The sequence below is a fragment of the Xanthomonas sp. PPL134 genome (genome assembly GCF_040595915.1).
Classification (GTDB): domain Bacteria; phylum Pseudomonadota; class Gammaproteobacteria; order Xanthomonadales; family Xanthomonadaceae; genus Xanthomonas_A; species Xanthomonas_A indica.
Window position 1 is genome coordinate 172571 of sequence record NZ_JAMDLL010000003.1, and the last position, 14877, is coordinate 187447.

Annotated in this window: 12 protein-coding genes, 1 tRNA gene and 1 pseudogene; 8 read left to right on the forward strand and 6 right to left on the reverse strand. The window is 61.4% G+C overall.

Going from position 1 to position 14877, the window contains the following annotated elements; all coding sequences use genetic code 11:
- Positions 1 to 48 precede the first annotated feature (48 nt).
- Positions 49 to 321, reverse strand: a complete 273-nt coding sequence (locus M3U25_RS08660) for a hypothetical protein (protein WP_017910413.1) — start codon at positions 319 to 321, stop codon at positions 49 to 51.
- Between the two features lie 203 nt (positions 322 to 524).
- Here M3U25_RS08660 and M3U25_RS08665 point away from each other — a divergent pair, with 203 nt between their 5' ends.
- Positions 525 to 863: a Rieske (2Fe-2S) protein gene (locus tag M3U25_RS08665; protein WP_160947568.1), complete on the forward strand. Its 339-nt coding sequence runs from the start codon at positions 525 to 527 to the stop codon at positions 861 to 863.
- A gap of 31 nt (positions 864 to 894) precedes the next feature.
- Here the strand turns inward: M3U25_RS08665 and M3U25_RS08670 are convergent, their stop codons facing one another.
- The 4 genes from M3U25_RS08670 to thiS form a co-directional block, all read right to left on the reverse strand.
- Positions 895 to 2763 (reverse strand): SLC13 family permease, encoded by a 1869-nt coding sequence (locus tag M3U25_RS08670; RefSeq protein WP_355498351.1) that lies wholly within the window; start codon positions 2761 to 2763, stop codon positions 895 to 897.
- 66 nt (positions 2764 to 2829) lie between these two features.
- The gene (gene trmB, locus M3U25_RS08675) at positions 2830 to 3615 is read right to left on the reverse strand and encodes a tRNA (guanosine(46)-N7)-methyltransferase TrmB (protein ID WP_355498349.1); all 786 of its coding nucleotides are present in this window, start codon (positions 3613 to 3615) and stop codon (positions 2830 to 2832) included.
- A gap of 10 nt (positions 3616 to 3625) precedes the next feature.
- Positions 3626 to 4420 (reverse strand): thiazole synthase, encoded by a 795-nt coding sequence (locus tag M3U25_RS08680; RefSeq protein WP_019796478.1) that lies wholly within the window; start codon positions 4418 to 4420, stop codon positions 3626 to 3628.
- A gap of 64 nt (positions 4421 to 4484) precedes the next feature.
- Positions 4485 to 4685, reverse strand: coding sequence for a sulfur carrier protein ThiS (gene thiS / locus M3U25_RS08685; protein ID WP_017914741.1), 201 nt, complete (start codon positions 4683 to 4685; stop codon positions 4485 to 4487).
- Between the two features lie 171 nt (positions 4686 to 4856).
- Between thiS and M3U25_RS08690 the strand changes: the two genes are divergently transcribed.
- The 4 genes and pseudogenes from M3U25_RS08690 (at position 4857) to M3U25_RS08705 (ending at position 9130) form a co-directional block, all read left to right on the forward strand.
- On the forward strand, positions 4857 to 6680 hold the full coding sequence (locus tag M3U25_RS08690) for an autotransporter domain-containing protein (protein ID WP_355498344.1): 1824 nt from the start codon (positions 4857 to 4859) through the stop codon (positions 6678 to 6680).
- A 261-nt stretch (positions 6681 to 6941) separates the two neighbouring features.
- A tRNA-Gly gene (locus tag M3U25_RS08695) sits at positions 6942 to 7015 on the forward strand.
- 252 nt (positions 7016 to 7267) lie between these two features.
- Positions 7268 to 8592: pseudogene (locus tag M3U25_RS08700) on the forward strand (site-specific integrase).
- A 79-nt stretch (positions 8593 to 8671) separates the two neighbouring features.
- Complete coding sequence (locus tag M3U25_RS08705) at positions 8672 to 9130, forward strand: hypothetical protein (RefSeq protein WP_355498341.1); 459 nt, start codon at positions 8672 to 8674, stop codon at positions 9128 to 9130.
- Here the strand turns inward: M3U25_RS08705 and M3U25_RS08710 are convergent.
- The gene (locus tag M3U25_RS08710) at positions 9127 to 9390 is read right to left on the reverse strand and encodes a hypothetical protein (protein WP_355498338.1); all 264 of its coding nucleotides are present in this window, start codon (positions 9388 to 9390) and stop codon (positions 9127 to 9129) included. The genes M3U25_RS08705 and M3U25_RS08710 overlap by 4 nt on opposite strands.
- Before the next feature lie 89 nt (positions 9391 to 9479).
- Between M3U25_RS08710 and M3U25_RS08715 the strand changes: the two genes are divergently transcribed.
- From M3U25_RS08715 to M3U25_RS08725, 3 genes are all read left to right on the forward strand, one after another.
- Positions 9480 to 9875, forward strand: a complete 396-nt coding sequence (locus tag M3U25_RS08715; protein ID WP_355498335.1) for an H-NS family nucleoid-associated regulatory protein — start codon at positions 9480 to 9482, stop codon at positions 9873 to 9875.
- Between the two features lie 217 nt (positions 9876 to 10092).
- The gene (locus M3U25_RS08720) at positions 10093 to 11943 is read left to right on the forward strand and encodes a DUF6531 domain-containing protein (protein ID WP_355498332.1); all 1851 of its coding nucleotides are present in this window, start codon (positions 10093 to 10095) and stop codon (positions 11941 to 11943) included.
- Between the two features lie 76 nt (positions 11944 to 12019).
- Positions 12020 to 14872, forward strand: coding sequence for an RHS repeat-associated core domain-containing protein (locus tag M3U25_RS08725; RefSeq protein WP_355498329.1), 2853 nt, complete (start codon positions 12020 to 12022; stop codon positions 14870 to 14872).
- The last annotated feature ends 5 nt before the right edge of the window (positions 14873 to 14877 follow it).

Below are 14877 nucleotides of genomic sequence, written 5' to 3' on the forward strand. Positions count from 1 at the left end.
GGAATGCGGCTTTTACGAATCCCCAATCCCGATTCCCCACTCCCGGCTTTACAACGGCAACGCCGGCTTGCGCACCACCCGGTACTCGCCATCGACGACATGCCGGCGCGCGGTGGCCGGGCGTTTGCCGCGCTGGCTCAGCAGCTTCATGGCGATGCCGCCCAGGATCATTGCCGCACCCACGAACACGCTGACGAACACCAGCCCGGCCAGGATCGCCAGGCCCAGCAGGCCGACCGCCAGCTTGACCAGCGGATGGCGCGGCTTGCGCGGCGCGAAGACATGCCGGAATTGGTCGAAATTGAAGAGGCGAGCACGCATGGCAGAACTCTGTTTCAGTTTGAACCGAAGGGGCGCAGTATCGGCGCTGTTTTATGTGACGGAGTGAAAACTTCGTTAAGCGAAAAATTAACACTTTGCGTTCAATCGCTTGCATGTCCTCGCGGAGTGAAGCCGCGCGCCGGCGCGGGGTCCGCGCGTCCGTGCCAGAATTGCGGCCCCATCGCTGTGCGCGCCTGTAGCCCATGACCGACCCTTCCAACGTGCTGGCGTCGCTGCACGACCTCGTCCCCGGCGAACTGGCCGAGGCCGAGGCGCTGCTCGGCGGCGAGTCCGAATCGCTGCTGCTGTACCGCGAAGGCGACAGTGTGCGCGCGTGGTTGAACGTGTGCCCGCATGCCGGGCGCCGCCTGGACTGGGCGCCGGGGCAGTTCCTGAAGAGCCGCGAGGGCCATGTGGTATGCGCCGCGCACGGCGCCGCGTTCGACCTGCAGGACGGCCTGTGCGTGTCCGGCCCGTGCCGCGGCCAGAGCCTGCACGCGGTGCCGGTGGACGTGCAGGCAGGGCAGGTGGTGCTGGTCTAGGGCGCAGGTCGCGCTTGCGATGCGGCGCGCGCTACAGCGCGTGCCACCAGCCCATCGACATCAGGTTGACCATCAGCACCACCACCAGGGTGTAGATCAGCGACAGCGGACCGCCGACGCGCCACAGTTCGCGCGGCTGGTAGTTGGCCGGGCCGGTGATCATCGAGATCACCGGATTGGACGCGGTCATCAGGTTGTTGGACGCCGACAGCGCCACGATCAGCGCGAACGCGGTGGGATTGCCGCCGGCCGCCAGCGCCAGGTTGACCGCGATCGGCACCATCACGATGGTCGCGCCGACATGGCTGATCACCAGCGAGAACGCGGTGGTCAGCAGGCCCAGGGCGATCTCCAGCGCCCATATCGGGATGCCCTCGGGCAAGCGCGCGATGGTGTGGCCGGCGACCCAGGCCGCCGCGCCGCTGCTGTCCATCGCCCAGCCCAGCGGGATCAGCCCGGCCATCAGGAACACGGTCTTCCAGTTGATCGAGGCATAGGCCTCGTCCATGCGCAGCACGCCGGTCAGCAGCATGCCGGCCACGCCGGTCATCAGGGTCAGCGCCACCGGCAGCTTGGAGGTCAGCGCGATCAGGATGGTCAAGGCGAAGATCGTCATCGCGATCTTGAACTTGTGCGGGCGGTGCTCGCCCTTGGGGTAGTCGGTGACCACCACGAAATCGCGGCTCTCCGAGGCCTGCGCCAGGTCCTGCCAGATGCTGTGGAACACCAGCATGTCGCCGGCGCGCAGCGGCACCTTGCGCACGTCCTCGCGGATCACCTGCTTGTCGCGGTTGATCGCCAGCAGGCTGATGCCGGCCTGCTTGCGCAGCCGCAACTCGGCCGCGCTCTTGCCGATGAAGCGCGAGGTCGGCGGGATCACCGCCTCGGAGATGCCGGCGCGGCTGGGGTTGAACAGGTCGCCCAGGTTGCGCAGGCGCGAGGACAGGCGCAGGAACTGGTTCTGCGCGAAATCGGCGACCTGCTGGCGCGCGCCCATCACCCCGAGCACGCTGCCGACCCAGATGCGCATGTCCGCCGGCGGTGCCAGGCGGGTGTCGTTGCCGGTCTTCAGGGCCAGCAGCAGGGGGGCGTTGTGCACGGTCTCGGCCTCGCCCAGGGTCATGCCGACCAGCGGGCTGTCGGCACTGACGATCAGCTCGAACACATCGCCCTCGATGCCGTAGGTGCGGGCGAAATAGCTCTCGGTGCGCGCCGGGGTGACGCCGTCGTTGATCAGCCGCTCTTCTTCGGCCAGCGCCTTGTCGCCGCGCACGCGGAAGTAGATCAGCGAGGCCAGCAGCAGCGCCACGCCGATCGGCAGCGGCGCGAACATGCGCAGCGGCTCGATGGTGGCCATGCCCGAAGGCAGGTTGTTGTTGGCCGACTGCAGCAGATCGTTGAGCAGGATCAGCGGCGAGTTGCCGACCATGGTCAATGCGCCGCCCATCACGATGGCCGCGGCGATCGGCAGCAGCAGCCGCTGCAGGGTCAGCCCGGTGCGCCCGGCCAGGCGCGAGGCTACCGGCAGGTACAGCGCCATCACCGAGGGGTTCTGCATGAACGAGGAATTGAGCCCGGCGATGGCGGTGGTGAGCAGCATCAGCCGCTCCTCGACCCCGCGCGCGCGCCGCAGCAGCCACGACGCCAGCCGGTTCAGCGCACCGGTGCGTTCCAGCCCGGCACCGAGGATGGTGGTGGCGATGATGCTCATCACCGCATTACCGGAGAAGCCGCTGAACAGCTCCTCCGGCGCGATCAGGCCGGTCACCCCCAGCACCACCAGCACCACCAGCGCCACCACGTCGGCACGGATCCGCTCGAACACGAACATCGCCATGGTGAAGCCCACCAGCCCGAGCACGAGCTTCATATCGGTGGTCAGCGTCAGCGCGGTGTCCATGCGAGGCCGGGAATGGGGAATCGGGAATGGAGAATGGCAGAAGCGGCCGGTCGTCGCAGGTCGACGCTATCGGGGGGCGGCAGACGAGGGCGCTTCCGATTCCCCATTCCCCGTTCCCGATTCCCGGTCATACAGCAAATCCCACACCCCATGCCCCAGATTCTGGCCGCGGGTCTCGAAGTGGGTCTGCGGGCGCCAGTCCGGGCGCGGCACGTGGCCGCGCGGGCCGGCGCGGTTGACCAGGCCGGGGGTGGCGTCGAGCACGTCCCACATCTGCTCGGCGTAGTCGGCCCAGTCGGTGGCGCAGTGCAGGCGGCCGCCGTCGCGCAGCTTGCGCACCAGCAGCGCGGCGAAGGCCGGCTGCAGCAGGCGCCGCTTGTTGTGGCGCTTCTTGTGCCAGGGGTCGGGGAAGTAGATGCGCACCTCGTCCAGGCTGCCGTCGGCGATCTCGTGCTGCAGCACCTCCACCGCATCGTGGTGGTACAGGCGCACGTGGTCGGCGCCGTCCTCGGCCAGCGCGTTGAGCAGGCGGCCGACGCCCGGCGCGTGCACCTCGATGCCGATGTAGTCGCGGCTGGGGTCGTGCTGCGCGGCATGGCGCAAGGCGGCGCCGTTGCCGAAGCCGATCTCCAGCACCTTGGGCGCGCTGCGGCCGAAGGTGGCGTCCAGGTCGCGCGGCTGGCCGCTGTAATCCAGGCCGAAACGCGGCCACAACGCATCGAACGCGCGCTGCTGGGCCGGGGTGAAGCGGCCCTGGCGCAGCACGAAGCTGCGCACCTGGCGGTGCCCTTCCTCGACGGTGAAGGGTTTCGGCGGGGTCTTGGCGCCGGCGCTGGAGAACGGATCGGTCATGCCTGCGGCCTCACCCGATCAGCCCGTCCACCGGCGAGGAGGCGCTGGCGTAGCGCTTGCGCGGGATGCGCCCGGCCAGGAACGCCTCGCGGCCGGCTTCCACCGCCTTGCGCATGGCGCTGGCCATCAGCACCGGATTGCGCGCGCCGGCAATGGCCGTGTTCATCAGCACGCCGTCACAGCCCAGCTCCATCGCGATCGCCGCGTCCGAGGCGGTGCCGACGCCGGCATCGACGATGATCGGCACCTTGGCGTTGTCGATGATCTCCAGCAGGTTGTAGCGGTTCTGGATGCCCAGGCCGGAGCCGATCGGCGCGGCCAGCGGCATCACCGCCACGCAGCCGATCTCTTCCAGGCGCTTGGCCAGGATCGGGTCGTCGCTGGTATAGACCATTACCTCGAAGCCGTCGGCCACCAGCATTTCGGCCGCCTTGAGCGTCTGCACCACGTCCGGGAACAGCGTGCGCTGGTCGCCCAGCACTTCCAGCTTGGTCAGGTTGTGTCCGTCGAGCAGTTCGCGTGCCAGTCGGCAGGTGCGCACCGCATCCTCGGCGGTATAGCAGCCGGCGGTGTTGGGCAGGATGGTGTACTGCTCGGGCGGCAGCACGTCGAGAAGGTTGGGCTCGCCCGGGTTCTGGCCGATGTTGCTGCGGCGGATCGCCACGGTGACGATCTGCGCGGCGGCGGCCTCGGTGGCCAGGCGGGTCTGTTCGAGATCGGCGAACTTGCCGGTGCCGGTGAGCAGGCGCGAACGGTAGGGTTTGCCGGCGATCACCAGCGCATCGTGGGGGGCGGGAGCGTTCATCGGCGGATTATCGCCCATCGCACCGGCCCTGCCGAGTCCGCGCCGTGGCGCGCGGCGGCGCGATTCAGCCGCCGCCCAGCGCGTGCACGATCTCGACCCGGTCGCCGGCATGCAGTTCGTGTTCGGCGTGCGCGCCTCGGGGCACGATCTCGCCGTTGACCTCGACCGCCACCCGCCGCTGCCCCAGCCCCTCGGCCTGCAGCAGCGCGGCCACCGTGGTGGCCGGCGCCAGCGTGCATTGTCTGCCGTTCAATTCGATGTTCATGCCATCATTGTGCAATGCGCGCCCGCTGGCGTGCGAGTCGTGTTCTTGCGGCAGTGCAACGTGAGCGTGTCCGGCAGAGGTGAAATGATGCCGGCCATGCGGCGACGTATGGTGCGGCCGCACCTCGGTTTCGTTCCACTTCGTGTTCCATTTCTGCCCGGGAGGGCTTCCATGACTTCGTCCGTCCGTCCGCTCCGCTCGCTGCTCGCCGCCGCGATCGTGCTCGCCGCCGCGCCTGCGTTCGCGCAGTCCACCACCTACAGCCGCACCGTGTTCTTCGGCGACAGCCTGACCGACGCCGGCTATTACCGTCCGCTGCTGCCGGCCTCGGTGCAGGCGGTGACCGGCCAGTTCACCACCAACCCGGACTTCGTCTGGGCGCAGTACGTGGCCCAGTACTACGGCACCAACGCCGCCGCCAACGGCAACGGCCAGATCGGCGACGACTATGCCGCCGGCAATGCCCGCGTCGGCGTGGCCAACGCCAGCGCCCTGGGCGTGGCGCCGTCGCTGGCGACCCAGGCCAGCAACTACCTGGCCGCCAACGGCGGCAAGGCCGACCCGAATGCGCTGTACTCGGTGTGGGGCGGCGCCAACGACCTGTTCGCGATCGCCGGCGGTGCGCCGGTGCAGGCCACCATCGGCAATGCGGTGACCGCCGAGGTGGGCATCGTCGCCAGCCTGCAGAACGCCGGCGCGCGCTACGTCATGGTCAACAACCTGCCCGACGTCGGCATCACCCCGCGCTTCCGCGCCGGCGGCGCCGCGGCGATGGCGCAGGGCACCGCGCTGGCGGCCGCCTACAACAACGCGCTGTTCGCCGGCCTCAAGAGCGCCGGGCTGCGGGTGATCCCGGTCGACACCTTCCACCTGCTGCAGGAAGTGGTGGCCAACCCGGGCACCTACGGCTTCAGCAATGTCACCGGCACCGCCTGCCAGCCGCAGGTCACCGCGCAGTCGCTGACCTGCAACCCGACCAGCTACGTCAGCGCCGACGCGGCCGACACCTATGTGTTCGCCGACGGCGTGCATCCGACCGGCCGCACCCACGAACTGCTGGCGCAGTACGCGCTGTCGATCCTGGAAGGTCCGCGCACCCAGCAGATCCTGACCCACTCGGCGCAGATGGTCGGCCGCTCGCGCGCCGACCAGGTCGCCTGGCACGTGGATGGCCGCCCGGAATCGGACGGCGTGCGCTGGTGGGGCAACCTGCGCGGCGACATGCAGCGCTACCAGCACGGCGACCTGTACGACGGCATGGCGCCGGCCGGCCTGTTCGGCGTGGACTGGTCGCGCGGCGAGTGGGTGTTCGGCGGCTTCGGCGGCTTCGGTCGCACCGATGCCGACTTCGGCAACCGCGGCGGCGACTACACCCAGGACGACAGCACCCTGGGCGGCTTCGCCGGCTGGTACGGCGAGCATGCCTGGGTCAACGCCCAGGTCAGCTACACCTGGCTGAGCTACGACGTCACCCGCAAGGTCAACCTCGGCCCGGCCACCATCGAGCACAAGGGCTCGCCGGACGGCAGCAACCTGACCGCGGCGCTGCAGGGCGGCTACGAGTTCGGCGAAGGCAGCTTCAAGCACGGCCCGGTGGCCGCGGCGATCTGGCAGAAGGTCAAGCTCGACGGCTACACCGAGAGCAACCCCAACTCCAGCGCGCTGGGCTACAGCGACCGCGACGTGGAGTCGATGGTTGGCCGCATCGGCTGGAAGGCCAGCATCGACGCCGGCACGGTGAAGCCGTACCTGCAGGCCACCTACGACCACGAGTTCAAGAAGAACCAGGAAGCCACCGCGTGGCTGCAGACCATGTCCGACCTGGGCGAGTACGCGGTGCCGGGCATCGACTTCGACCGCAACTACGCGTCGGTGGTGCTGGGTGCGCGGACCAAGCTGTGGGGTTTCGAGAGCAACGTCGGCATCGCCACCACCACCGGCCAGTCGCGCGCGCACGACACCTCGCTGTTCGTGAACTTCGGCGGCAGCTTCTAAGCACCGTCCGTTCGCCCGCCTTGTCCGGCTGCGTGCCGGGCGAGGTAGGGCGGATAGGGTGCGTAGACCGACGGCATTGGATGCCAGATGTGGGAGGGGCTTCAGCCCCGACGCCTCGGATCTCGAGCTGTCGGGACTGAAGCCCTTCTGCATATCCACGGCGCCCTGCCGAGCCGTGTCGGTTTTGTCCGTAGGCTGCAGTCCGCATCGCGTCGATTTCTTGCGCAACCCCCGGCCCAGCGCATAGACTGCACCGGCAACGCGGGCGTAGCTCAATGGTAGAGCTGTAGCTTCCCAAGCTACTGACGTGGGTTCGATTCCCATCGCCCGCTCCAGTCTCGCGAATGCTAGCGCTAAGTTGTTGATCGCGCCGACTATTCATCCCGGCTGAAGACCGCCTCGAACGACCTCCCTAGGTATCGTTTGAGGTATCGTTTTTGCCAAAACCCCTCTTGCTGCATCGGCCATCAGGCCTCTATGTGCGCTTCTTGGTTCCTGCTGATTTGCGGGGGCAAGTCGGCTCGCGATATCTCGTTCGTCCTCTCCATCTTCGCCCCGGCGATGCTGCGCGTCTGGTGTCTGCCTACATGGGGATGGCACTATCGAACGCGTTCCAAGCATTGAGGCAGGGGAAGCCGGTGGATCTGGACGAAGTGCTGCGCCGCATCCGAGAGCAAGGACTACGCGAACTCACATTGACCGATGTGACGCTGCCTAATGGCACGCATCTCGGTAAGGCCCAGATCGATACCCCCGAGGACGCAGCATTGTTTGCTGAGCTGTTGCGCGAGCCAGCCGCCGAGGTTGCCGCGCCCACCAAGCCAAGTGGCTGGCGCACCGGCAAGGCCAAAGCGTCTGGCCCGCTGTTGTCCAAAGCGATTGCGGATCACTTGGGGGACTTGGGCCGCGCCAAGCTCCACAGCAAGACAGTGCTTGAAAGCCGCCACTCGCTGCGTTTGTTCGCGGGCGCGTGGGGCAAGACTTGGCGGTGTCTGAGTTGACGGCAGACCATGTGCGCACCTTTTTCGATGTCGTGCGGTGGTGGCCGTCGAATGCGACCAAGCGCGCGCCCTACAAGGGCCTTCCCGTCATGGAGGTGGTGGCGCTTGCCCAAACCAATCAGGTTCCCGAGCCTGCCGCCTGGACGGTTGCCAAGCACCGTCAGCGTCTGTCGGTGTTCTTCGTGTCGCTGGTCTCGGCAGGGCTTTTGGCAAGCAACCCGCTGGCGGGTATCCGGGCGATTGCCACGCCTGACGCCGACGACACAGGTGAGCCCTTCACTGATGACCAGTTGAAGGCCATCTTCGATCCGGTGGCCTTCCCGGCATGGGCCAAAAAGTATCCGCACAGGTGGTTTGGCCCGATGCTTGGGCTCTACTCGGGAGCGCGCGTGAACGAGATCGCGCAGCTTCGGGTGGAGGACATCGACACGATCGATGGGGTGCCAGGGTTTTTCGTGCGGCAGGGCGGGAAGGGCCAAAGCGTCAAGAACAAGAACAGCCGCCGTTTTGTGCCGTTGGCCAAGCCCGTGATCGATGCGGGTTTTCTGATCTACATCGATGAAGTGCGCCAGGCAGGACACACGCAGATCTTTCCTCATCTGCCCAATAGCACCGGACTGGGCTTTGGTCGACAGTTGAGTCGACAGTTTTCGGTCTACATTAAACGTCAAGGAATCACCGCGAAGGGGCAAGGCTTCCATGGCTTTCGCCACACCATCGCGTCGCGTTTGGATGAGGCGGGTGTGTCGGCCTCAGCCATCGCGGCAATCACGGGTCATGCGCGCGGGCAGGGGGTGTTGGAGAAGTTCTACATTGATCGCCGGACCTTGCCTGATCGTGTGGCCACGCTTGCCAAGTTCGATCCTCTATTTCTCTCCCTCCCTATACTCTTTGGCTGTGTAAGGATGTAGCGAATTAGGCGGAATAGGGTGAGAGCAACAACGCTGGCCGTGGGCTAATCTGAGCATCAACTCATTTCAAGGAACGGGCATGAATCAGAAAAAACCGAGTGCTGTTGCGCTTTGCGTCCAAGATATGGAAGGGCAGGTGCTGGGAGCGATCGCGATTACCAATGACACTCATATGAATGTCGAATCCGCGGCCGGGGATTTTATCGACTGTCTGGATGAGCTTTCAGTGAAATTTGAGCTGGACGACGATCCTTCTTCCGTTGAGAAAATCGCTAAAGAATGGTTCCAATCGGGCTTTGAGGATTTCGACGCAATGAGCGTTTTTTATGATGCATCCTCCGGGACCACAGTCAGGCGGTTAGTTAAGTATGTTCATGGGGTTTTGGAAACTGAAACTATAGGATACGTTCGCTTTGAGCTTGGCAATGTGAGTGGAGTCAAGCTGCGACTCGAGGATGCTCTACCCCCGGCACATGAGAAGGCTCCCTCCTCACCAAAAAAAGACTCAAACCAGCCAGGGTTCCGGCGGTTGCTTTAGTTGACCTTGCTCTTCTTTCTTGCCGGTTCTGCCGGCTCTTCCTCGCTAAGTCGGACCGAAGGTTTCAAAGGGCCAGGGACGCTTGCAATGTTTTGGTCTTGCCAGCGTGTCCTGTATTGAGGAGCAAAATGGCGGTAATTCGACTGCCAATGTTGAATGCAAAGCTCGGTGGCTTGGTCAGCTTCAGTCTTGGCTTCTTCAGCAGGCAAACGGGTAAGCGCGGCAAGAAATGCCTTATTCCAAAATTGTTCAACTTTCATGTTAGTGTCGTCGATGAGGGTGGCTTGCTTTTTGTAATCGAATAACGGAGCATGTCAAGCCGTTGGTTCTATCTTATTAAAGGGCGTCTGTGAGTAAAAAATCTTTGGAATCGATCACCTCCGCTAAGGCCAAGTTGGAGGAAGAGCTTCGCAAGCTGGAAGAGCAAGAAGCCCAACTTCGGCAGGATCAGGCCACCGAGGCTTTCACCGAAGTAGTGAAGCTGCTCGGCGAGTTTGCTGAGTATTTCAACGCCAAGCAGCGCTCTGAAATTGCGGGCTTTGTCATCAATGGTGCGGCAAGGCCTAAGAAGGCAGCTACCTCTAAAAAGGAAGTGGCTCCAAAATACTGGCTTCCGCACACTCAAGAGACTTGGTCTGGTCGCGGACGCACGCCCTTGGCGTTCAAGGCTTGGGAAGGAACCTCGGCTTATCAAGAGTGGAAAAAGAACCACCCGGAAGAGAAGTTTCCGAAGTATCCTGGCTGATATCTCAGTAGGCGGTAGACCCAAAGCCCCGATCAGCTGGGGGCTTTTTTGCGGGCAGACTTCATTGCGCTTCGTAATGCGACATTGGTCACTTGATCGGTGTCCACGAGCGTGATATCTATCAAGGCGGTTGAGCCCGCCAAATGGCATGGATTGCTAGGAGCGTCGTTTTCGATCTCAATTGATTGAACGGCGCGCTTCGCAAAAAGGAGTTGCGATGAAAAAGATTGCGAATGCGGCATTGGCTGTCATTTCATTACTGCTTTTGCTTGTCGCTCAGACTGGCTTTGCGCAAGAGAGTGATCAGGCCTTTACTCTTTATGATTTGAACGGGCAGCAAGTTGGCATATACGAAACACAGCAAGAAGCTGAGGCAGCCATCTCGACTATCCCGGCGCCTGTATCAATTTATGATGGGATATTCTCTTATGTTAAGGAGATAAGGGATGTTGAGGATATAGGGCAAGGGCTCATTAAGATCAATTATTGGATAGGGATAAAGCAGCCCAACGATAAAGAGTGGGCCTATCAGATGGCCAACTCCTGGCCAACTGAACAAGAAGCGCTGCAAGAGCAGTTGGATATAACATACTCCAACGAGCCGACGTGCCCATATCCGAGTATCCAATTAACCAGCGACTGGTATGCGACCGATTCTGATGGCACGGACGGAGGCCAGGCGCAGAACAAAGATTACACGCTGACGCGCTATTACTCAGACGATTGCGACGTGGCTCAAGATCAGATGCAGCTCGTGCGGACTAGATATTACGACTGTCCGCCGCAACAATATTTTACCAACTGGAAGAATGCGTTCGGCGGCTGTGTCAACGAATGGGCTATCGCATCAATCGTCACGCAGAAATCCGAATGCCAAGCTGACGAAGGCGCGCCGAGTGCCCAGGTCGGTTATCCCTGCGATATTAAGACAGGAGAGCAAGTAGAGCAGGAGAGTGACGCAAGTTTGGCTTGGATCGACCTAACTCGATCCTACCACTCGGGCTACTCAACCCAGGCTGGCGCCTATGGTCCCGGCTGGTCGGACAGTCATAGATTAAGACTAAACGTAACCACAGCCAGTGCCATCCTGATCAATGGCGCGGGCTACACAACCACCTTCGCCCCAGTAGACAGCACAAGCTACTCTGCCACCGACGGAAGCGGAGATGTCTTAGTCTCGTCGAGCACGGGCTGGGATCTGAGAAGAGCCTCTGGAATTTATCAGTTTGACCAGAGTGGACGCTTGCAATCGTTTGTCCAGGAAAATGGACAGACGCTCAACTACGAGTATGACCAATACTCGAGGCTTTGGAAGGTCCACTCCGGGCAGGGCAGGTATATAGAATATAAGTATAGCGACGATTCGAGCGGCGCATTGATTACGTCGATCGAATCCTCAGGGGTGGCCTTGGCGACCTTCGCCTATGCTGATCGGATCCTCCAGTCGGTGACATACCCCGACGGCAACTCACGCATCTACCACTATGAGGACAGCCGCTTTCCAGGCCATTTGACTGGAATCACCGACGAGTCTGGATCAAGGCAAAGCACTTTCACCTATGATGCAAAGGGGCGCGCAATAAGCAGCAACCTGGCGGGCGGTGTCGGGGCGACCTCTATCACCTACACGCCGAGCGGTGCTGAGGTCACTAATGCGTTGGGAGAGGTTGAGACCTATGCAATTACGACGGTAGGAGGCTCTCGGCAGATAATCTCGATCGCTGACTCGGCGGGAACACGGACGTATTCATATTTCGGCACAAATAGCCCGAACGCAGGGCGTCTTTCCTCATCGAGCAGTCGATCGGGGATAGTGACCAACTATGCGTATTCGTCAGAGTCCGTAGATGGGACGACCTACCGCTTGCAGAGCAGAACCGAAGCTGCGGGGACGCCATCAGAGCGTGTTGTTGTCGAACGCATCATGGACCAGTCAAATCGCGTGGCGAGCGTGCAGGATGCTGGTGGGTCAACCGAATTCATCAGAAATGGGAGGCTCCAACTGGCAGCGGCAAGCCAGATAGGTGCAGGCGGTGGGAGAAAGAACCACCACCTACTCCTACTGTGAGGCTGCGGATGTTGCAGCGGGTGGCAACTGCCCGCTTTTGGGGCTGCTCAAGGCAATTGATGGTCCGCGCCTCGACGTGAACGATGTCACCCAGTATTTCTATTACGCCTCTGACGATCCTTCTTGCTCAACCGGGGGTGCTTGCGCTTATCGCAACGGCGATCTATGGAAGGTAGTCAATGCTCTGGGGCAAAGCACCGAGATGCTTTCCTATGACCCAATGGGGCGCGTGACCTCGGCCAAAGATAGAAACGGGGTTGTGACGTCTACTACGTATACACCGAGAGGCGACGTATCTTCCGTCACCGTTCGAGCCCAAGGCGCGCCGTCATCGTATGATCGGGTCACGCTATATGAGTATTGGCCAACCGGGAAGGTTAAGAAAATCACAAGCCCGGACGGCACTTGGAGGAAGTTCGACTACGACGCAGCTTGGCGCCTGATAAAGGTCACCGACAATTCCGGGGCACAGCTTGCCTACACATTGGACAACGATGGAAATCGTATCCAGGAGACCATAACCGACAGCAACAACGTGGTGCGTCGTCAGAACTCCACGATCTACAACTCGTTGGGTCAGGCTGTGACCCAGGCAGATCATGATGGCAACGCGACCGAGTTGGGGTATGACGCCGAGGGCCGGCTGACCTCGACCACGTCGGCGTTGAACATCGTGAATGAACGGCACTACGATGCGTTAGGACGACTGACGCAGGCTGTAAATGATGCGACGGGCCTTAATCAGAAAACCGACTACCATTACGATTCGTTGGGCAACCTGGATTCGGTGAAGGATCCCAATGGACTGACCACGACTTACTCGTTCAATACGCTTGGCGATTCTGTCGGACTTGAGAGCCCGGACACCGGGATCAGCAAACATGGCGTAGATGCTGCTGGCAATAGGGTTGAGACGACGGATGCGCGTGGTGTGGTTACAACCCGAACTTTTGATGCGCTCAACCGTCTGACCTCAGTAAAGTCCGGTAGCGACGCCTTAATCCATTATGTGTATGACGAGGTGCAGAATAGCTGCGCTCAGGCGGAGACATTCGTCGTGGGAAGATTGACTCGCATGCTGGATCAGAGTGGCGAGACCAAATACTGCTACAACAGTTTTGGAGACCTGGTTCGGACGTCTTTCACCGCAAGTGACGGCACGCTTCTGAGCGTTGTGGACACCTACGATGCCGCAGGAAGGATTTCTTCAAGAACCTATCCGGACGGCTCAATCGTCAATTATGCCTACGGTGCGCAGGGGCGTGTTTCTGCTCTGCGTATCGATACGCCAAGCACCGGTGTGGAAGCGCTGCTTGAGGGGGTGACTTATGCGCCCTTCGGACCTGCTACCGCTTGGTCCTACGGCAACGGCAGAACGTTGTCGCGGACATTTGACGGCAGTTATCGTGCCAAATCGATCAAGGACGCTGGGAACGGTGGCATTGACGTAGGCCTAAGCTATGACGCATCGGGGCGCTTGGTTGGGCTTGGCTATGCTGCTGGAACGACGCAGCGCGCTACGCTGGACTACGATGGTGTAGGACGACTCGCGCACTTCCGAGACGGCGCGACTGGGGTTTCGATCGAGTCCTATTCTTATGACGCGGTTGGAAATCGCTCCGGGCTGTCAACAGCCTCCGGAAACCAGGCCTACTCGTATCAGGCAAACACCAATCGGCTATCGAGCATCGCTGGGCAGGCGCGTTCCTACGATAGCTCTGGCAACACGATGTCGATTGGGGGCGCTTCGAAAGAGTTCATCTACAACGATGCTGGTCGGATGTCCGAATCCAAATCCAGCGGTGCCGTGCTTGGCACATACGTCTATAACGGCCATGGCCAGCAGGCGAAGCGCACCACCGCAGGTGGGGCAATTCACAGGCTTTACGATCCTGCGGGTCATTGGCTGGGTGACTTCGACGGCGCCGGGCAAGCCATCCAGCAAGCAATCTGGCTTGATGACCAGCCGGTTGGCCTGCTGCAAGGTGCCAGTAGTTCAACCAATCGTTTGAAGTATGTGGAGGCCGATCATCTCGGCACCCCACGGGTCGTCATTGACCCTGCCCAAGACAAGGCGGTATGGAAGTGGGACTTGATGGGCGAGTCTTTTGGAGCGAGTCCTCCAAACGAAGATCCGGACATGGACGGGGCTGGATTTTCTCTGGATATGCGCTATCCGGGCCAGCTATATGACCCTGCCAGCGGCCTTAATCAGAACGCATTTCGGGATTATGATCCGGTTAGTGGTCGCTATATTCAATCCGATCCAATAGGGCTAAATGGAGGCGTTTCCACTTTCAGCTATGCGGGTTCTCAGCCCTTTTCGGCAGCCGATCCGTTTGGGTTGGAGTGGGAGCCTGCGGGTGATGAGGTCCCGGGCTGGTGGAATAAGCTGATGGTAGGCACAGCCGCTCATCAATTTTTTAGCGCAAAAGTCACGGGCATGGGATACGGTGCCAACGACACGTATGGCGGAACCTTTGAGAGCGGCCGCCCTGACGCTTATAATCCAATCAGAAAGACTGTCTTTGAGTTGAAGCCAATCTCGAATCGTGATAACGAAGAGCTTTACCGCCGGATAGCAAAGCCTCAGATAACTCGTTACTTGAAGTCTGCGAATAGGCCTGTCACAGACGAAAAAAGTAAGATGTGCACAGGCTGGACTGCCGGTCAGTCAACTGGTAATCTTTTCAAGGATGGCGATTATCTTGGGACTATCCAGGTTGGCAGGGGATTTTTGCGTCAAGTCTATCAGCTAACGCTCTATCACGACACGCACCCTGGGAATACGGGCTTGGTTTTTTATAGGGCGGACTTGGTGGATTATCCAGTGGGTCAAGAGATTGATCGCACCTTGAGGGATATGAAAAACGTATCTCCTTGGTATGTGTTGCCCACATTCGGAAACCGGTTGTATCCGGAAAAGTAAGGGCG